The organism is Kitasatospora sp. NPDC002551, from assembly GCF_040296005.1.
GTDB lineage: Bacteria > Actinomycetota > Actinomycetes > Streptomycetales > Streptomycetaceae > Kitasatospora.
Genome location: NZ_JBEOWI010000022.1, coordinates 12,334 through 29,364, shown reverse-complemented (window position 1 = coordinate 29,364; position 17,031 = coordinate 12,334). Strand labels below are relative to the sequence as shown.

Here is a 17,031-nt window from a genome sequence, read left to right as displayed (position 1 = left end):
CAAGCCGCAGGCGGCGTGCGCAGCGAAGGACGGTGCGACCGGATCAGTGGGCAGGGCCGGAGCGATCCGGCCCGGGGAAGTCCGTGTGGGGCGGAGGGCGTGGTGGGGGCTACGGCGGGTCGGTCCCGAACGCGGCGACCAGGCGGGCGGACCGGCAGGCGGCGTCGTCCAGGTAGTCGAAGATCACTTCCGGGACGCGGTCCAGGATCAGGCGGACGATCTCCTGCCCGGCCTCGCAGCCCCGGTTGTAGTCCTTGCTGTCGTAGTCGGGGCCGCCGGCCAGCCACGCCCGCAGGGCCGTCTCGACAATCCGGAGGTCGTCGTCCGGGCCTTTCCAGAGCCGGTGATCGGCGAAGGCGCGGTGGACGGCGGACGCCGCCCACTCGACGCCCTGTTCGTAGCGGCAGGTGACCGGCTCGGGTCGGGCGAACTCGGCCAGTGCGGCCAGAACCATCTCAGCCGTGACCGGCATGCGACCTCCATGGGAGCGTGTCGGCCCGCCGGAGGCCGGGGGCGGTGGAAGGGGGCAGCTCGCGGTCCGCGAGCCGCCCCGGAGGGTTCACAGGGAGGCGATCCAGGCCTGCCCGTAAGCCGTCAGGACGTCGCTGTGGACGGGGGTGGTCCAGCCCTGGGTCTCGGCCTTCTCGCAGGCCAGTTGCCACATGGCGGTGGCGATGCCGTTGCGGCGGAACGTCGCGCGCACGCCGACCCACCAGACCATGCCATCCTCGCGGTCCCACAGCAGCGAACCCACCCGCACCCCTCCGGCCGTCATGGCACTCACGCCGTGGCAGCCTTCCACCGCGTAGCCACGGGTGAGCCGGTCGGGCGCGTATTCGAAGCTCTCGTAGACGATCTCCTCGGCGGGCCCGGTCGCCTGGGTGCTGGGGTGACCTGCGGTCATGACAATGCTCACGTGCTCTCTCCTGTGGTCCGATTGCCTTCCGGGAGCCACCCGGACTGACAAGAGAAAGACTACCATGAATAATGCATCGAACATAGCCTTCCGGTCCCCCTGCGCCCAGGCTTCGCCCGGCTATCCCGCGCGGCGGGCCCAGCGTTCGGCCTGCCGATTCAGCTCGTGCCGGATCCCGTCGGCCCGGTGGAGGTGACCAGCGGCCTCGCCAGCATTCTCGCCGACCTGCGCCACCAGAGCCAGGCAGTGGTCGGCAGCCCAGCCCTCCCGGATCACATCGAGTTCGATCCCCTTCCGGCGGGCCTCGTCGGCGGCGTCGCAGGCCGCGAAGAACAAGGCCTCCGCGGATCCGGCCGCCTCCTGGGCGAGCCGGGCGTGGTCCCGCAGAGCCGTCATGGGCTCACCGGCCTCCGTTCCGCCGAGCACCTTCCCGGCCCGCTCCAGGGCCAGGCCGCCGCTGCGCACCGCCCGCTCGGCGGCCTCGCCCACCGGCCGGCACGTCTCGTACCCCTTGCGGGCCTCGCCGAGCGCGGCGTGGGCGCGCCCCGCGGGCCTCTTGACCGTCGGCACCGGCGCCTCGGCGGCGGTGACCGTCACTGCCCGCTCGGCGGCGTTCGCGTCGTTCCGGACGAACCGATCGATGCCCCTGGCGATCCACCAGGTGATCGGGGCGTACGGCGGCAGGCCGGTCTCGTCGCTAAACTTTGACAGCTCGTACGCCGTGAAGGTGCTGCCGCGGCCGAATCGCCGAGCACAGTGGGCCACGTTCAGCGCCCGCTTGGCGTTGGCCATGGTGATCGGGTAGTCCCTGTCGTTCACGCGGTAGCCGACGATTCGGCCATCGGCCAGGTGCAGCACGCCCATGTGATCCTCTCCTCGATGTGTGGTGCCGTGGGCCGGTGCCGGGTCCCGCCCTTCCGGCGGGCGGGACCCGGCACCGGCGGTGCGGCTAGTTCTTGTCGGGCCCGGCGAACGGGTCCAGCCCCGGGTGCACGTCCAGCGGGTACAGGCAGACCACCTTGCGCGCGTTCGTCGGCGGGAAGTGCCCCAGCTTCCGCTCCTCCTTGCTTTCCTCGGTGTCGGGCAGGCTGTAGGTCTCGCCGTTGGCGTACAGCGCGTCGGTCCAGCCCTCCATCGGGGCGAAGTGGTTGCCCTCCGGGTCGGAGGACAGGACTACCGGCGTGTCGCCGGGGAGCCTCTCCTTGATCATCAGGTTGGCCAGGGCGACCCGCAGGTCATTGATGGTGAACGGGCGGTCAGGGGTGCTCACAGGTGCCTCCAAGGCGGTTCGATTGCTGTCCGGGAGCCACCCGAACTGACAAAAGAAAGACTACCATGAAAAAGGCATCGAATTTGGCTGTGGTTCCCGCCTTCCCGTTTCGTTCGCCCCGGGGAACTTCAGTTGCTCGAACCCGCCCTCTGCTGCGCGTTGCGTGGGAAGGGGCCGGTCGGCTTTGTCGGTGACGGGCCCGTCGAGACCAGGGCGCGGCCCCTCCAGCCGGTAGAGGGCTGCCTGGTAGCGCGCCGTCGGCTCGTACCAGTCCGCGCCCTGGACGGCGGCGGAGACCGCCGCGCCCATGAACGGGCTCACCGCGTCGGCCTCCATCTGGGCGATGTTCCGAATGCCTTCGGCGCCCCTGCGGGCGGGGATGTAGGTCCACGGGTAGTCCCGGCGGAAGCCGACCAGCATGCCGAGCTCGGGCAGGCTGATCTTCACCGTGCCCTCGCCCTGGGGGACGTCGGCCGGGCGGAACCTGATTCCGTACCAGGGGGCGGTGACGCACTGCCCGACGGTGTTGAGCGGGAACGAGCCGCCACCCATCGGCCTGCCCGTCCTGGGGTTCACCCCGCGCTTGCCCCGGGTGTCGGCCCACCAGTCGGACGGGAGGTCCAGCGCGGCCGCCACGGTCACCGTCGGCAGGGCGGGACGTCCCTGGTAGGGCTCGATCCGCCGGCCGAGCTCCGGCGCCCAGTCCGGCAGCCTGCCGGTGCGCTTGAGGGTGTGGGCCCACATCTCGCGGGCCGCCTCGTCGCCGTCCACGTGGTCCGCGTACCGGGGCTCCTCGTAGCGGGTGGCGACCATCCACGCCCGCTCCCGGTGGGTGGCCGCGCCGAAGTCGGCGGCGTCCGCGACCTGCCACGAGCACCATGCCCAGCCGAACCCTTCCGTGCTGGTGATCTCGGACTGGATGGCCTCCGCCAGGGCCGGGCTCTGCCGCAGCAGGTTCGCCGACTGCTCCACGGTGATCGACACCAGCGGGGCCCCGATCTGCACCAGGCACATCGGCCAGATCAGCACCTCGGCCATGAGCGCGGTGCGCTCGTCGGAAACCGCACCCGCCGCCCACGCCCGGAACTCGGCGGGCGTCATGCACGGGGGGAGAAGGCCGCCGCCGCACAGATCGTCGTCCCACTCGTCCTCGTCGGCGCCGTCCAGGACGTCACCGTAGTAAGAGTGCGGGCCGCCGTAGAGGCTGCACAGGTCGTCCACCTCCAGGAAGCCGAACATCTCCGACGCCTGCCACATGATCGACTGGAGCTCGTAGATCTCCTCGGCGTTCCATCCGGCTCGCTTGCCCGCGCTGGAAAGGGTCTGGCACGGCGGGGAGCCGTGGAAGCGCCGCACCCACCGAAGGACGGGCTGGCGGGGGTCGAGCGTGCGGATGTCCGCCTCGACCACCCAGTGGCCGGCCGCCCGGGCGGTCGCCGCGGCGTCGCGGTTGGACTCGATCAGCACCCAGTCGCCGGTCTTGTCCACCAGTCCGCGCCCGGCGGACATCCCGCCCGGCCCGCCGAAGGCCTCGATGCCCCGCTCCGGCTCGCCCTCGACCCACGGCCGGGCCCAGTGCGGCGGATAGGGGAACGCAAAGTCGGTACAGGCTCGGCACTCGGCGCACTCGGCGCCCGCGTTGCAGACATCGCAGACGTCGCAGCACCAGCCGTCCCACTCCAGCACCGCCGGACGGAAGCCGTTCGCATACGCGCGGCCTTCCTCGTCCGTCGCCGCATCGAGTGCGGGGGTGCCCGCTCGCAACTCGTCCCGACCGGCGGTGAATGTCGACATGGTGAGGCCCTCCTGCGGGGTTCGGTTGCAACGCGGGAGCCACCCGCGATGACAAGAGAAAGGCTACCATGAATAATGCATTGAACTTGCTCTGTGCGCCCTCCCACGCCCGGTGGCCCACCGCCGCAGCCCCGGTCACCGGGCGCAGGTCGGGCCGGTCAGCCCTGCGTCCCCCGGCCGACCTGGCGGAGGTCCCCGGTGGAGTAGAACTCCCCGAGCAGCCGTGCACAATCGCCCTCCGGCGCACCGTAGGCCCCGAACTCCGCCGCGGCCGCGCGCACCTTCGCCGCCGCCCGGGCGGCCTCCGCCCGAGCCTGGTGGAGCCTCTCCCACGCCTTCATCGCCTCCAGGCGCAGCGTCCGGGCGTGCAGCTCGGCCAGCGGGGCGCCCATCTCCTCGGCGGCCAGGAGCTCGGCCAGCAGGGGCCCCAGAGCGCTCCGCGCGTGCCGGCCCGACGCGGACCCGACGGGACTCAGCGTCGCGTCCCACTCCAGCTCCCACGTGCCGACCGGACCCCTGGTGAAGAGGAACCTCAGCTTCAAGGGCACGCGGTACTGCACGCGCACCACCACCTCGGCGCTCATCCGCTCCCGCTGCTCCAGCGAGAGCGGCAGACAGATCGTCGCGGTGGCATCGCGCCACGGCAGAGACCTGGTGATCGTGTCGGTCATCGTGCTGCTCCTTTCAGGCCGCGCCGGACGCGGAGAGGGCCGGGGCGCCCCCGCGGGGCCTGCGGGGGATTACCTTGGCCGGCAGCGGGAGGCCGTAGGCCCGGAGCAGGGCGTTGAGCGCCTCCGGCCGCTCGGCACCCGACTCCGGGGTGACGGGGCGGTCCAGATGGTCCGTGACCGCGTAGAGGACTGCGGGGTAGTTGCCCAGGTACCGCAGCAGGCCGCCGAGGCCGGCGTGCTCGGGAAACTCGACCGAACTCGTGCAGGCGGCCGCAGGTCCGACGCGGCGGACCACGACCCAGGTCCCCCGCGGTTCGGTCCCGGTCCCGCCGGGCGCACCCTCCTCGTCGGCCGCGTCGAGGTCGGCCCTTCCCTCGGGCCCGGACAGCGGCTCGGCGTGCCACGGTGCGGGAGGGGCCGTGGCAGGGCCGGCCGCGAGGGCGGAGGTGCTCCGCCCCGGCGGCAGCGGGCGTACGGGGAGGTTGGTCATGATCTTCTCTCCAGGGTTCGGGTCGCGGACGTGCGGTGAGGTGGGATGCGGCCGGAGGGCCGTGCCCCGGGGCCCGCGCTCGGCGGGCCCCGAAGGCGGGGTCAGAACAGCGTCGGAGCCGCCTCGGTGACGACGGGCGCGGGCGCGACCGTCCGCGCCGGGACGGGGACAGGCTCCGGCGCGGGGGCGGAGGCCACGCGCGGCACCCGCGCGCCGAAGTCGCAGAACACCAGCTCCGTCGCCGGTGCCACCCCCCTCCACTGGTCCCGCTCCCCGGAGGTGTCGACGGACGTGCTCATCTGGAGCCGCAGCCCGGTGTCACGCTCGAACCGCTCGTACTCCGCGCTGCGCACCTCCCGGTAGGACGGCACGCCGCTGAAGCGGAAGGGGGCCGACTCCTGGGGGATGAGGAACACCCCGCACTCCGCCAGCTCGGCGGCGACGGCCAGGGCGTGGTACTCGAAGCGGCGGCTGCGCACGCCCGGCCCGTCCCCGCTGCGCTCGACGAAGCCGTACGGGGGGTTGCTGATGACCATGTCGAACCGGCCCAGGTCGCTCGGCAGGTCGAAGATGTCCGCGCAGATCCACCGGGCCTCGGGCAGGACCTTGCGGCCGACCTCGACGTACAGGGGGTTGCGTTCCACGCAGACCATCTCGCGGCCCGGCGCGGCCAGGTCGTTCATGCAGGACCAGGCGAGTCGGCCGATGCCCGCGCAGAGGTCCAGCACCCGCTGGACCTCCGGCCCGGTGGTCTCGATGGTGAAGGCTGCGGCCAGGCCGGGCGGGGTGAAGAACGCCCCGTCAAGGCTGTTGGATGCGGTGGACGACTCCTGCCAGTAGTCCAGCACGAACTCCCGCTCCCTGTGGGTGAGCGGCCGGTCGAGGTTGACCAGGGCCTGGGCCTGCCGGTGCAGCTTGGCGATGTCCTTGGGGAGCTTCGACACGGTGAGGGCCTTCCTCGCGGGGATGGGGTTCGATTGCCTTCCGGGAGCCACCCGGCCTGACAAGAGAAAGACTACCATGAAAAGTGCATTGAATGAACCGGACTTGCAGGTCCTCCGATGTCGGGGCGGCGGCCGGGCCGCCGCCCCTGCCTATCGGCTGTCATCGTCCGGGTCGTCGGCCGGCTCGGTCGCCGGCGCCGTCGGAGGACGGTGCAGGATGGCGAGGATCGCCCGGGCCCGGTTGAGCGGAACCCCGGTCAGCTTGAGATCGGCCGACTCGGCCCCGTGGTTGACGCGCACCGTCCCGTAGCCGTAGGCGCGTTCGGCGTGGTGGCGGCTCTCGGAGTAGAAGGCGCCGGCGCTCTGCTCGCGGTCCCAGTCATAGGTGTGCAGGGCGGGGAGGGCCTCCGTCAGTGTCCGCATGGCCTCGGTCCTGGCGAGACGCAGCCGTTCGGTATCGGCGACTTCGGCCAGGGCGCCGGGCAGCGCCGCCATGTAGTCCGGCAGCAGCCGCCGGTGGATGTCCCGCGCGATGTCCTGCGGCGTGCGTCCGGTGGACACCCCGATCGTGAACTGCGTGTTCCCGCTCCAGCCCAGCGGCATGACGCCGTGGACGGTCAGCCGGCCCCGGGCCTCGTCGTTGTAGCGGGCGTGCTCCAGTCGCAGCGCCAGCCCGGTCGGGTGGTACAGCGTGACGGCGCCGTAGACCCAGCGCTCCGCCTGGTGCCACCAGCCGGGTTCCATCGTCGGGATGGTGTCGAGGGCCGCGGCGACGCCGCGGCCCACCTCGTCGAAGCGGCGGGCGAGCTCCGCCTTCTCCGCATCGGTCATCAGTTCTCGCTCTCGTGGACGGCGGCCGGGACGGGTGGGCCCGGCCGCCGGAGGTCATGCCCCAGGCAGGGGCGCGGTCGGAGACGATGCCGCCCGTCGGCCGGGCTCCGGCGGCTCGGACGCCATCGGCGGCGTGGCACGGTCGGGCCGCCCGGCGGCGCGCTTTGCCGGCCGGACGTTGGGCGGTGGTTGGCGGTGCGGGCGGCAGCCTCGGGGGTCAGGAGGATGCGTACCCGAAGAACAGCCATCCACGGTGCTCTGCCGGGCCGCCCTGGAGGGTGACATCCAGCTCGGCGGACCGGATCAGGCCGGAGCGCCGGGAGCGCTCGATGACGTCGCCGGTGTAGTGCTCGACCGTCTCGCCCGGCAGCAGCTGGTCGCCCTCGGCGAGGATGGCGGCCGCGGCCTCCTTCAGCGTCTTGTAGCCGGGTGTGCTGGGTGGGACGGTCACCGTGATCTGTCGGCGGTCACTCAGGACGGGGATGGCGCCGGCGGGCCCCCACTTGTCCTGGAGCGGGTGTTCGTAGTCGCTCATGATGCGGTCGGCCAGGGCCACGGCGTCGCGCACGGACAAGGGGGTGCTGGTGACGGTCTGCCAGCTGTCCTTCTCCGCGATCGTGCCGGTGTAGCCCCGGTGGCCGTACTCGTACTGGGCGTTCTCGACGGCGTCCCGGAACGCCTGAGCGACGTCAATGCCGTCCTGGTAAGTGGTGAAGCGCTCGGCTCCCATGGTGCTCCTTGCGGGGTGCTGGTCGTGTTTAAGGGGGTTCAGGGAGCGGTCCGGGCCGCCGCCGGGTGGTCCGGCGGCGGCCCGCACCGGGATCAGGGCCGGGTGCCCGCAGGGCCCGGCTCGCTGCGGGCGTAGGTGAAGGGGCCGGACGGCCAGATGGCCGTGACGTGCTGGCTCAGCAGCAGGTCCATGAGGTCGGGATCCGGCTGGCCGGGGAGCAGCAGCGCGCGGCGCGGGGCCGGTGTGAAGAACCGGGCCTGGTCGTTGAGCCTGCCCAGGGCCTCCCAGACGCCGGGCCGGGCGCGGCTGGCCAGCGGGACGACCAGCTCCTCGCGGGTGTGGTCGAACAGCTCGACGTGGATCTCGGAGAGGCTGTGGCCGGTGGTGATCCGGTATCCGGCGGTCTCGCTGCGCTCGGACAGGCGCAGGAAGCCCTCGTAGCGCGCCAGCATGTCGGCGGCGGCCTGCTGGGCGGGGGCGAGGATCTGCCCGGGCAGGGTGAGGCGGACGCCGGGGCCGGTCTTCTCCACCCGGCGCTGCGTCACGGCCGCCGCGCGGTGCGGCAGTCCGCGCGGCGGGCCGGTGAGGGGCCGCAGCCGGAAGACGAAGGCCTGGCGCACCTCCAGCGGGCGGCGCGGGTCCCCGGGGGCCTCGACCTGCGCGAAGGGCATGTGGCTGTCGAGCCGGTAGGCGCCGATGTACTCGGCCGGACCGCTCTCCGGTTGGAGGAACAGCCGCAGGGTGCGTCCCTCGTCCTCGTGCCGCAGCAGGGCGCCGTTGCCCTGGGTGAGCTTCTGGTCGGTGCCGTCGCCTCCGCCCTCGCCTCCGAAGTGCACGTGCTCGCCGGTCCAGCCGTCGAACCGGCTCGCGGCGGTCCGGGTGCTGAACAGCATGATGTTCGGACTCGCCTTGGAAGGGCTGATGCGCGGGTGGATGCGGCCGCCGAAGCGGTCGTGGAGTTCGGCACGCTCGATGCGGTCGCCGGGGGTGAGGTGCCAGTCCATGTGGACGTCTCCTTGGGGGTGTTGGGGTGATGTCGGAACGGGGGTGCGCCTGGGCGGTCCTCGGAGCCTTCGCCCCGACTGCCCAGCAGACACCCGACGTGACAAGAGAAAGACTACCATGAACAATGCATTCAATCTAGGTCGTGGACCCCGAACGCGAGCTGCTTCGGGGCCGCGAGGGCTGCGAGGACCCGCTCTCGCCAGTGCAGCGCGTACCGTCGGCAGTTGCGGCAGTCCGCCGCCCGGTGGTCGCACTCGGCCAGCCGTACCTGGCGCTTGCGTGCTCCGGCCGACCATGCGTAGCTGTCCGCGCTGGCCAGGTGGTGCCCGTAGGCCCGGAGTCCTTGGAGCTTCAGCCCGAAGCCGTGCAGGGCGAGGCCGCGGGCGGCCAGCTCCGCCAGGATGCGTCCGGCCTCCCGGGTACCCTGGCGCCGGCACACCGACCCGACGCCGACCAGAGGCAGCGTCCCCAGGTCCACGCCTGCGGCCTCGTACATCGCGCAGTGCTCCAGGTACTCCTCCACCCGCTGGCCCTGCAGGACCGGCATCCACGGCGCGGCCGGGAAATGCTCCACCAGGTACAGGTACGAGTCGACGGTGAACTCCTGGTGCTGCGCGACGCTGAATCCCGTCCGTGCGGTGATCTGCGGCTCGCACATGAAGTCCTGGCAGCTGGCGAACTCGGGCGGGGCGCCGAAGCGGTCCATGAGCCGGTAGACCATGCCGCCCCACTCGTCGGGGCTGAGCAGATAGTCGCCGTACTTGCCCACCTGGCTGAACCCGGCGCTGTCCAGCGCGAACCGGCACCGGGCGACGGGGGAGCGCGGGCCGCCCAGCCGGTAGTCCATCAAGGCGTTCGCGGACAGCATCAGCGGCACGTGCGAGTCCTGGGCCCAGTGGGGCGGCCCGCCGAGGTAGAACACGGTCTCCCGGCGTGCGGGAACGCGGTTCGGCTGGCCGGTGACGGTCGGGCGGGGGAGAGCGGCCGGGGCGCTCGGCGCCGGGACGGTGATCATCGCGAAGACTCCTCGGGGAACTGGTGGTGACGGCCCAGGGCGGGGGCGGAGGCCCGGCGGGGGCGCTTGCTGGCATCCCCCGCCGGGCGGTCATGCGGCCGCGAGCGCGGCCCGCTTACGGGCCCGGGCGTTCTTCGCCCGCCTCCGCTCGTCGCGCTCGCGCTGGAGGTCGCCGAACGAAGCAGCGCCCACCAGCTTCGTTCCCCGGTTGGCGGGGATCCCGACTCTCGGATCCCCGAGCACCGCCAGGCGGTCGGACGCGCTCTGGTCGCTGTAGCCAGCCGCCTCCAGCGCCTCGATGGTGGGGAAGACGTCGGCGTGCCGCATGTGCTCGCGGTCCACCAAGTGGTCCTCCGTACCGCCCAGACTCGCGCACCACAGGAAGTTCGCCGGCCGGTCCGGCTCCACCAGTTGCAGGAACCGGGAGATGGCCTTGGTGTAGCAGTAGAACCGCACGTGCGGGGCGGACCTGGCGATGCGCAGCCACGCGAGCACGTAGCTGTCGCTGAAGAAGTCGCCGGCGTCGTGGATGCGGACCCAGGCGTTGGGACTGCGGTAGCGGCGCCCGCGCAGCTCCGCCTTCATCCGGCGCTCCCACTCCAGCGGCTCGTCCAGGACGAGTTCCAGGTTGCGCACGTGCGCGGCCAGGACGTTGGGGAACCGGCGGTAGGAGCTTCCGGGGGCGACCGCGTAGCAGAGGGGACCGCCGCAGATCCCGGCCTGGGGGCAGGCGTTGAAGAACTTGCCGCTGGTCAGCTTCACGACCCATGCCGGAATGGTCCACGTGAAGACCTGGAGATCGTCGGGTTCGCCGGTGGTCCGGCAGACGTCGGTGTTGTTCTTCGACAGCAGCTTGTCGGGCCAGACCAGTCGGGACGGCGGGTCCACGGCCAGGCCGGGGATGGTCAGGGGTGTGTCCACAGGGGGCTCCGGTCGGGTCCGGGTCGGGGTGTTGGACTGGGCGGCCGCACCGTCGGGGGCCTGCCCGGTGGCGTGCTCCGGGTGGAGCGGGCCGCTGGGACCGGGCCGCCGGTGTGCGGCGGCCCGGTGCGCGGGTCAGTAGACGCGGAAGCCGCCGCGCTCCTTGGCCTTGCCCAGCCAGTCGATCCACTCGGGGAACCAGTCGTGCTCCCCGACTGCCGTCCGGCGATCGGATTCGTCGGCGGCCTCCCACGAGGTCAGCGCGGCCTTGATCTCGGCCGGGGTCACCAGCCAGCCGTCGTTGCTGCACAGCTTGTACAGGGGGATGCCGGTGACGGGCTGCGGCTCAGCCTCCACGACCCCCTTCTGGGCCTGCTCGAACCGCTCGCGCGCCTCGGCGAGCGCGTCCCCGCCCTCCGCCTCGTTCTCGCCGTCACCCCACGGGTCGTCCTTCGGCAGACCGAAGTCCACGGGGTCAGGCCAAGCCGGGTGGTCCTGCTCAGTGAGCATCCCCAGCTTCGCCATGGCCTTCCGGCAGGACCCCATCCCCCAGATGTTCAGGCGGAAGTAGTGGCCCATCGCCTCGTCACGGGCCTCCCACATGGCGTCCCACACCAGCCAGGCGGCCTCACGCTCCGGCCCCTCCGGCAGGTGGGACGGGTGGACGGCCGCGCTGATCGCGGCTTCGGCGGCCTCCAGCGCGACCTCCTCGGCCTTGGTCAGCGGGTCGGTGAAGTACATGTCGTAGCCCACGGCGGTGCTCATTTCTCGCGTAGTCGGTTCGATTGCCTTCCGGGAGCCACCCGGTGTGACAGAGAAAAGACTACCATGAATAATGCATTGAGTCTACCCGTGTGGGCGCCCCCGGTACTCCTCCGTCAATGCCCCGGCCCCCTCCTCGAAGCGCTCCGCCGCCCGCGTCGCCCACCGGACGGCGTGCTCCGCGTTACCCCGGTCGTAGCGCCGCGACTCCCAGTTCGACCCCTGCGGGTCCGTCACGATACGCAGCAGCTCCTTCGCCAGGCCGGTGATCTCCCGCATGGCCGCGGCCGGGTCTCCGCTGTGCCCGGCCTCGACCTCGGCCAGCAGCTCCAGAGCGCGGCCGGAGGCCTCCGCGCACCCGGCCACCCGCGACAGCGACGACAGCTCGTCCGAGACGTTCAAGAGCCGACGCTCCGAGTACTCCTCCGGGTACAGGACCCGGAACGGCACCGCCGGCAGGGCGGCCAGCACGGCCGCCGAGGGCCGGACGAACCTCCGCAGACGCTCCGCGAACAGCACGTAGCCCTCGTGAGGCCGGTCCGCATCCGCCGGCTCCAAGCGGTACGACACGCGCCCGCCCTGGTGCTCCTCCCGGCCGCACATCCGCCACGGCCGGCTCCACGCCGGGCCGTGCCCCGTCCCGGCCAGGCGCACCACGTCCAGCCGCTGAAGCTCCTCGCCCTCGGCCGCGGCCACCCACCCTTCCGGGGGCTCCTCGCGGCGCCGCTGCGCAGCGACCGCTGCCGCCCGGGCGTCGACCGTCACCACGATGGCGTCCGCGGCCTCCCACCGGGTGTCCGACGGCCCGGACATCTTCCCGCCGTCGACCTCGTGCCACCAGTCGCGGGCCCCGCGCCAGACCTTGCCGCGTTCGCGGCCGTCGACCGCCACCGGGTAGCGACCGTCCTTGTCGCGCCGGCCGATAGAAGTGCGGTCCTGGCGGGCGCGCAGCCGCTCGCGCTCGGCGGCGGCCTTCGCCGCATCGCGCCGCGCGAGCTCGCGCCGGGTCTGTTCCCGGGTCAGCGCCCCGCGGCGCGGCCCGATCCTGCCCAGGGTCACCAGACCGATGCCGGGCCGGCCGGCATGGCCTCGCTGGTAGTCGTCCAGGGCCTGGAGCTCGGCGGCGAGCGCCGCGTCGTCCAGGTCGGCCGGCGGGGCCGTGCCGACCGGCGGCTCCGGCAGGGCCGGGGCCGCCGTGTTCTCGTCGGCTTCACTCATCGCTCGTCCTCCTTGGCGGGGTAGGCGTTCGCCGTGGCGCTGACGGACGCCTGGTAGCCACGGCCGTTCAGCGCGGCCTCGACCAGGGCGACGACGTCGTCGGCCTCGTCGGCGCTCTCCAGGTTGGATACGAACACCTCGACGTTCGCGAAGTGGCTGCTCACGCGTCCTCCTTGACGCTCGTGCAGCCGCGCCCCTGCTCGCAGGACTGCGCGGCGGCGTTCATCTGGGCCAGGTTCTTCTCGGCCCAGTCGTAGGCGCGCTCCTGGTGGCTGGTGCGGCAGTCCATGATGTGGCCTCCGCCCCACTCCCTCGGCTTGCGCCAGTCGTAGGTGTTGTCGTGCCAGGCCGTCCACAGAACCCGGTGCTTGGGGCACACCGCGACGTGCTCGGGCATGGGCGTCGATGGGCGGCCCGCGATGTGCGCGATCGGGTAGAGGCCTGCGCTCTTGAGCTGCTGGAAGTCCAGTGGTCCTCCTGTCGGGATGGCGCGGGGCAGGCCCGGGCCTGGTCGGTGCGGATCGGGCGGGGTCGGTCGACGGCGGCCCGCCCCGAGGGGGGCTACGGGCGGTCGGTGATGATCCAGCAGAGGCGGAGGATCTCCTTGAGGCGCTCGGTCGCGTCGGCCCACTTGTGCTCGCCTGCCGCGCGTACGGCAGCAACCGTGAGGCCGAGCAGGCGCGGAGGGATAGAGGCCACCAGCGAAGGTCCGACACCGATGTGCGGCAGACCTTCCCGCAGTGCCACCAGCTTCCCGGCCGGGGACGACGGGTCCGGTTCACCGTCCGCAGGCCACATCTCGGCAGTGGGCTCCAGCCCGGCCTCCCGCAGCTGTGCGCCGATCCCACCCCGGGCCACGTCAAGGATCTCCGCGACGCTTTCGAGAGCGGCCGGGAAAAGGGTCCGGTACTCGCGCTCGCCGTTGGACCAGGGCCAGGGGTCCGGGATCACGGGCCAGGAACTCGGGGACACGGGGGTTCTCCGTCCGGTAGGTTCGACTTCCTCGTCGTGCGGTGTCGGGGACGGGCCGCCGCCGGTGCGGCGGCGGCCCCGGGGCTCAGCGCGGGATGCCGGTGAACTGCCAGCTGTCCAGCAGCGCCCGCTTGGTGCGGTGCACCGCCGAGTCCCAATCGCCCTGGCTTCCGGCCCACACGGCCTGGCTTAGCGTGCTGACCAGGCGTTCGGCGGAACGAAGCTCCGGGTCCGGGGCCTGGGTGCAGGTGTCCAGGAGGGTGCGCAGGTCGCGGTACAGGGCGATCCACTGACCGGCGGGGGTCTGCGGGTCGGGCCCCACGCCGAGCGGCCACCGGGCCGGGGCGGCCTCGATCTCGGGGCCGGTCAGTCGCTCGCCCCAGCCGGGCCGGGCGGCCTCCACGAGAACCGCCACGGCCTGCACCGCTGCGGGGAGCAGCACGCGGTACTCGGCTTCGCGGTTGAGGTGCGGCCAGCGGTCGGCCGGGTTCTGGTACGCCATGATCGGGGTCCTCTCGGTGCGGTTCGATTGTCTTCCGGGAGCCACCCGGCCTGACAAGAGAAAGACTACCATGAATATTGCATCGAAGATAACCGTCCGGACCCCTGTCGAGTGGGGCGGGTGGCGGCGGCCCCTCTCGGCGGGGGGGGGGCCCCGCCCCCCCCCCCGCCGGGGGTTACGCGCGGGTGAAGACCTTCCCCTCGGCGTCGATCCCGTGGGAGTCGCCCTCGTCGTCGTGGCCCGCGTGGTCCTCCAGCAGCGCCGCGGCGGTGCCGCTCCGTCCGTAGGCGCGCAGGAAGGTGGAGAAGGTCTCCGCCTCCCCGCAGGTCAGTCCGGCGGAGCTGTTGCTCACGTCGAGGAGCAGGTAGCCGTCGCCGATCGCCTCGGCGAGCTCCTGGGCGGCGCCGATCTGCTCGGCGGTGATGACGGTGTGCTCGGCGCTCCCGCAGTGGGGGCAGTGGAAGGACTCGGTCGGGCCGTCGTCGGCGACGACGGCGCAGCACTGGCCGCAGTACGCGGCGTTGGTGGTGGCCACGGGTGCCCACCTTTCATGGTGTACGGAAATGCGTCGGCGCGGGCGCCTGCGGGCCGATGACTCCCGAAGGCATTCCGACTGACAAGACAAAGTTTACCATGAAGAATGCATCCAAGAGGGTGGGGCGCCTTACACGCGCCCCACCCCGCCCGGTCAACGGCCGGTCAGTCCCGGGCCACCGGCGCCGCCGGTTCCGGCCGCCCCGGCCCACCGACCAGCTCACCCGGCCGCGCCTCGGCCCCCTCCCGGGTCTCCTGCATGATGATGAGCAGGACGTCGCGGACCGTCGGCCTGATCCGCCCGCCGCGCGGACCGGACCGGCCGTCGGCCCACCGCGCCGCCCCAAGCTGCTTCCTGACGGAGTACTGGCCGCGTTCGGGCAGCCAGATCAGTTCGAACACCCAGAGGCCGGCGTCCGTCGTTCCCGTGATGCGCACCACCAGCATCTGACCGTCCGTGCCGGTACGGCAGGTCATCCGCCAACCGCCCTCGGCCGCCGCCGCCCAGAGCTCCCCGACCGACCGCGGGACGCTGTGAACCGGATTCCACTGGCCGTGCTCGCCGACCGGCGCGACCGTGCCGGCGGCGGCCCGCCTGCGGGCAAGCCGCCGTGCCAGCGCGGCCGCCGCCACGGCCCGCGCCTCCTCCTGGCGCCGCTGCTCCTCGGCATCCCGCGCCGCCCGCTCCTCGCGGAGCCGGGCCACCTCGGCCTCCTGCCGCGCCCGGTCCTGCCGCGCCTCGTCGGGCCCGGCCGGGGACAGCCGGTCCACCGGCACCTCCCGCGGGACGGTCCCCGCCGGGCCCGTCACCCGGAACCGGAACCGGCCGCGGTAGGCCACGATCCGCCCCGCGTACGGGACCGCACCCGGCCCGTCGTCCGCCGGCTGCACCCACACGTCGGCGCCCCGGGCGAACCGGCCGCGCCCGTCCTCCTCCCGGCCGGCCTCCTCGGCGTCCCGCCGCGCCAGGAAGTCCCATCGCGCCCAGTCCGCCGACTCCTCGTCCTCCCCGGCCGTCCGCGCCGCCTTGTAGACCTCTTCGCCGGCGTCGTGCCGTGCGATGCGCTCGGCCTCGATCCGCTCGCGTACGGCGTCGTGCCGGTCGCGCCGGCGGCGAAGCCCGTGGTCGACCAGCAGCAGCCGCCGCAGCGCCGTCGCCTCCCCGACCGCTCCGGCCCGCTCCCACATCTCCAGCGTCACGAAGTCCTGGAGCACGTCCAGCGACAGCCACACGTTCCACCCGCGGTCGACCAGTGAGGACCACACCCTCACCGCCGCCTGGTGGCCCTCGCCGATGCGACGCCGCGCGCCCGGCGCGTACAGCTCCTCACCGCGCCGCGACTCCTCCTCCAGCTTCCCCGCCCGCTCCTGCTGCGCCTGGTCGCCGCTGGCCCGCAGCAGGGCGGCGGCCGCCGCCCCGAGCGCGAACACGGCCCGGTTGGTGTCCCGGTCCAGGGTCAAGCTCGCGCCGAGCTCGGCGCGCGGGTCCGCGCCGGGGTGGAAGGCGTCGTAGCCCTGGAGGTACGTCATGCCGGGCCGGTGGTTCTCGGCCCACCACTGGCCGAACTGGCGGGCGGGCGCCTCGTAGGCCTGGATGACCGTGCGGGCGAAGTCCTCGGCGGTGCCGTCCGGGTTGGCCGCCCGCCATGCGGTCTCCTCCGCCTCGTCGGCCTGCAGCTGCGCGGCGACGTACGGCGCGCACAGCTCCTCGGCCTCCGCGTCGAGCGCGGCGTTGCGCGCCAGACGGGCGGCGTCCTCGCAGGCCTCGGCCAGCGTCCGAGCCTCCTCGGCCATCTCGAACGCGCTGCGGGCCCCGGCCTCCCCCGACTTCGCGGCGAGCACGCCGGCGGCCTCCTCGGCGTCGCGCGCGCGCTCGGCCTGCGCCGTGACGACGTCCAGGGCGGCCGCCGCCCATGCCGCGCCCGCGTCCCGCTCCTCCTGGAGCCGGCGCTGGACGCTGCGGACCTCGCTCGCGTGCCCGGCCGCGGCCCGGTGCTGCTCGGCGGCGTCGGCGCTCCACTGCCCGGCGCTGAGACCGTGGTGGGTACGGCCGGCCTTCTCCGCGGCCGCGTCGATCATCACCGGGGCGAAGCGCTCCAGAAGGCTGCCGACCTCCCGCCAGCCGAACGGGTCGGCGATCGGCCGGCCGTCCTTGCGCAGGATCGCGCTCCGCCAGCGCAGCGCGTGCGCCTGGTCCTCCTCCCAGCAGCAGACCACCTCGACGGCCACGGACGCGCGGTTGTGGCGCGCCTGGGCGGTGAGGCGGACGGTGACGCTCCCGGCCTCGCGCTCGGTGCTGACCGTCCAGCCGGCGGCGCGGGCGCGCTCGGCCAGCCGGACGGAGTTGCGGGGAAGGCCGGCCGTGCCGGCGGTGGTGCTGTTCTGGGTGTTCACGGGGGCGCCCTTCCGGCGGTGATGGTCGGTCGTTCAGCGGCCGGGCGGGCGGGGGTGCCCGC

At 73.1% G+C, this 17,031-nt stretch carries 21 protein-coding genes; all 21 read right to left on the bottom strand.

Annotated elements, in window-relative coordinates:
* Window positions 1–109 precede the first annotated feature (109 nt).
* The 21 genes from ABT093_RS19770 to ABT093_RS19670 all read right to left on the bottom strand — a co-directional run bounded on the left by ABT093_RS19770 (window position 110) and on the right by ABT093_RS19670 (window position 16,969).
* The gene (locus ABT093_RS19770; RefSeq protein ID WP_350565923.1) at window positions 110–472 is read right to left on the bottom strand and encodes a hypothetical protein; all 363 of its coding nucleotides are present in this window, start codon (window positions 470–472) and stop codon (window positions 110–112) included.
* 87 nt (window positions 473–559) lie between these two features.
* A complete protein-coding gene (locus tag ABT093_RS19765; protein ID WP_350565921.1) occupies window positions 560–916 on the bottom strand; it encodes a GNAT family N-acetyltransferase in 357 nt (118 codons plus the stop codon).
* A gap of 120 nt (window positions 917–1,036) precedes the next feature.
* A complete protein-coding gene (locus ABT093_RS19760; RefSeq protein ID WP_350565919.1) occupies window positions 1,037–1,780 on the bottom strand; it encodes a hypothetical protein in 744 nt (247 codons plus the stop codon).
* Between the two features lie 85 nt (window positions 1,781–1,865).
* The gene (locus tag ABT093_RS19755) at window positions 1,866–2,186 is read right to left on the bottom strand and encodes a hypothetical protein (protein WP_350565917.1); all 321 of its coding nucleotides are present in this window, start codon (window positions 2,184–2,186) and stop codon (window positions 1,866–1,868) included.
* A gap of 60 nt (window positions 2,187–2,246) precedes the next feature.
* Window positions 2,247–3,980: a class I SAM-dependent methyltransferase gene (locus ABT093_RS19750; protein ID WP_350565916.1), complete on the bottom strand. Its 1,734-nt coding sequence runs from the start codon at window positions 3,978–3,980 to the stop codon at window positions 2,247–2,249.
* Window positions 3,981–4,138: 158 nt separating this feature from the next.
* Window positions 4,139–4,651, bottom strand: a complete 513-nt coding sequence (locus tag ABT093_RS19745; RefSeq protein ID WP_350565914.1) for a hypothetical protein — start codon at window positions 4,649–4,651, stop codon at window positions 4,139–4,141.
* 13 nt (window positions 4,652–4,664) lie between these two features.
* Window positions 4,665–5,141 carry a hypothetical protein gene (locus ABT093_RS19740; protein WP_350565912.1) on the bottom strand — a complete coding sequence of 159 codons (477 nt, stop codon included), beginning with the start codon at window positions 5,139–5,141 and terminating at the stop codon, window positions 4,665–4,667.
* A gap of 101 nt (window positions 5,142–5,242) precedes the next feature.
* Complete coding sequence (locus ABT093_RS19735) at window positions 5,243–6,085, bottom strand: methyltransferase domain-containing protein (RefSeq protein ID WP_350565910.1); 843 nt, start codon at window positions 6,083–6,085, stop codon at window positions 5,243–5,245.
* Between the two features lie 150 nt (window positions 6,086–6,235).
* Window positions 6,236–6,916 carry a hypothetical protein gene (locus ABT093_RS19730; RefSeq protein WP_350565908.1) on the bottom strand — a complete coding sequence of 227 codons (681 nt, stop codon included), beginning with the start codon at window positions 6,914–6,916 and terminating at the stop codon, window positions 6,236–6,238.
* Window positions 6,917–7,133: 217 nt separating this feature from the next.
* On the bottom strand, window positions 7,134–7,646 hold the full coding sequence (locus ABT093_RS19725; protein ID WP_350565906.1) for a hypothetical protein: 513 nt from the start codon (window positions 7,644–7,646) through the stop codon (window positions 7,134–7,136).
* 92 nt (window positions 7,647–7,738) lie between these two features.
* A complete protein-coding gene (locus tag ABT093_RS19720) occupies window positions 7,739–8,650 on the bottom strand; it encodes an SRA domain-containing endonuclease (RefSeq protein ID WP_350565904.1) in 912 nt (303 codons plus the stop codon).
* A 131-nt stretch (window positions 8,651–8,781) separates the two neighbouring features.
* A complete protein-coding gene (locus ABT093_RS19715; protein WP_350565902.1) occupies window positions 8,782–9,666 on the bottom strand; it encodes a deazapurine DNA modification protein DpdA family protein in 885 nt (294 codons plus the stop codon).
* A gap of 90 nt (window positions 9,667–9,756) precedes the next feature.
* On the bottom strand, window positions 9,757–10,587 hold the full coding sequence (locus ABT093_RS19710) for a GP88 family protein (protein WP_350565900.1): 831 nt from the start codon (window positions 10,585–10,587) through the stop codon (window positions 9,757–9,759).
* 135 nt (window positions 10,588–10,722) lie between these two features.
* Window positions 10,723–11,352 (bottom strand): hypothetical protein, encoded by a 630-nt coding sequence (locus ABT093_RS19705; protein ID WP_350565898.1) that lies wholly within the window; start codon window positions 11,350–11,352, stop codon window positions 10,723–10,725.
* Between the two features lie 81 nt (window positions 11,353–11,433).
* Window positions 11,434–12,567 (bottom strand): hypothetical protein, encoded by a 1,134-nt coding sequence (locus tag ABT093_RS19700; protein WP_350565896.1) that lies wholly within the window; start codon window positions 12,565–12,567, stop codon window positions 11,434–11,436.
* Window positions 12,564–12,731, bottom strand: a complete 168-nt coding sequence (locus ABT093_RS19695; protein WP_350565894.1) for a hypothetical protein — start codon at window positions 12,729–12,731, stop codon at window positions 12,564–12,566. Before ABT093_RS19695 ends, ABT093_RS19700 begins: the two co-directional genes overlap by 4 nt.
* Window positions 12,728–12,964 carry a hypothetical protein gene (locus tag ABT093_RS19690; protein WP_350565893.1) on the bottom strand — a complete coding sequence of 79 codons (237 nt, stop codon included), beginning with the start codon at window positions 12,962–12,964 and terminating at the stop codon, window positions 12,728–12,730. The genes ABT093_RS19695 and ABT093_RS19690 overlap by 4 nt, the downstream gene beginning before the upstream one ends.
* 164 nt (window positions 12,965–13,128) lie before the next feature.
* Window positions 13,129–13,539: a hypothetical protein gene (locus ABT093_RS19685; RefSeq protein ID WP_350565891.1), complete on the bottom strand. Its 411-nt coding sequence runs from the start codon at window positions 13,537–13,539 to the stop codon at window positions 13,129–13,131.
* Between the two features lie 85 nt (window positions 13,540–13,624).
* Window positions 13,625–14,041, bottom strand: a complete 417-nt coding sequence (locus ABT093_RS19680) for a hypothetical protein (protein ID WP_350565889.1) — start codon at window positions 14,039–14,041, stop codon at window positions 13,625–13,627.
* 175 nt (window positions 14,042–14,216) lie between these two features.
* Window positions 14,217–14,576: a hypothetical protein gene (locus ABT093_RS19675; protein WP_350565887.1), complete on the bottom strand. Its 360-nt coding sequence runs from the start codon at window positions 14,574–14,576 to the stop codon at window positions 14,217–14,219.
* A gap of 164 nt (window positions 14,577–14,740) precedes the next feature.
* Window positions 14,741–16,969: a hypothetical protein gene (locus ABT093_RS19670; RefSeq protein ID WP_350565885.1), complete on the bottom strand. Its 2,229-nt coding sequence runs from the start codon at window positions 16,967–16,969 to the stop codon at window positions 14,741–14,743.
* Window positions 16,970–17,031 lie beyond the last annotated feature (62 nt).

Bases quoted from the DNA above. Each gene is read 5' to 3' on its own strand.
- ABT093_RS19730 (WP_350565908.1), bottom strand. From the start codon at position 6,916: ATGACCGATGCGGAGAAGGCGGAGCTCGCCCGCCGCTTCGACGAGGTG.
- ABT093_RS19725 (WP_350565906.1), bottom strand. From the start codon at position 7,646: ATGGGAGCCGAGCGCTTCACCACTTACCAGGACGGCATTGACGTCGCT.
- ABT093_RS19740 (WP_350565912.1), bottom strand. From the start codon at position 5,141: ATGACCAACCTCCCCGTACGCCCGCTGCCGCCGGGGCGGAGCACCTCC.
- ABT093_RS19705 (WP_350565898.1), bottom strand. From the start codon at position 11,352: ATGAGCACCGCCGTGGGCTACGACATGTACTTCACCGACCCGCTGACC.
- ABT093_RS19680 (WP_350565889.1), bottom strand. From the start codon at position 14,041: ATGGCGTACCAGAACCCGGCCGACCGCTGGCCGCACCTCAACCGCGAA.
- ABT093_RS19700 (WP_350565896.1), bottom strand. From the start codon at position 12,567: ATGAGTGAAGCCGACGAGAACACGGCGGCCCCGGCCCTGCCGGAGCCG.
- ABT093_RS19760 (WP_350565919.1), bottom strand. From the start codon at position 1,780: ATGGGCGTGCTGCACCTGGCCGATGGCCGAATCGTCGGCTACCGCGTG.
- ABT093_RS19745 (WP_350565914.1), bottom strand. From the start codon at position 4,651: ATGACCGACACGATCACCAGGTCTCTGCCGTGGCGCGATGCCACCGCG.
- ABT093_RS19750 (WP_350565916.1), bottom strand. From the start codon at position 3,980: ATGTCGACATTCACCGCCGGTCGGGACGAGTTGCGAGCGGGCACCCCC.
- ABT093_RS19715 (WP_350565902.1), bottom strand. From the start codon at position 9,666: ATGATCACCGTCCCGGCGCCGAGCGCCCCGGCCGCTCTCCCCCGCCCG.
- ABT093_RS19690 (WP_350565893.1), bottom strand. From the start codon at position 12,964: ATGCCCGAGCACGTCGCGGTGTGCCCCAAGCACCGGGTTCTGTGGACG.
- ABT093_RS19720 (WP_350565904.1), bottom strand. From the start codon at position 8,650: ATGGACTGGCACCTCACCCCCGGCGACCGCATCGAGCGTGCCGAACTC.
- ABT093_RS19770 (WP_350565923.1), bottom strand. From the start codon at position 472: ATGCCGGTCACGGCTGAGATGGTTCTGGCCGCACTGGCCGAGTTCGCC.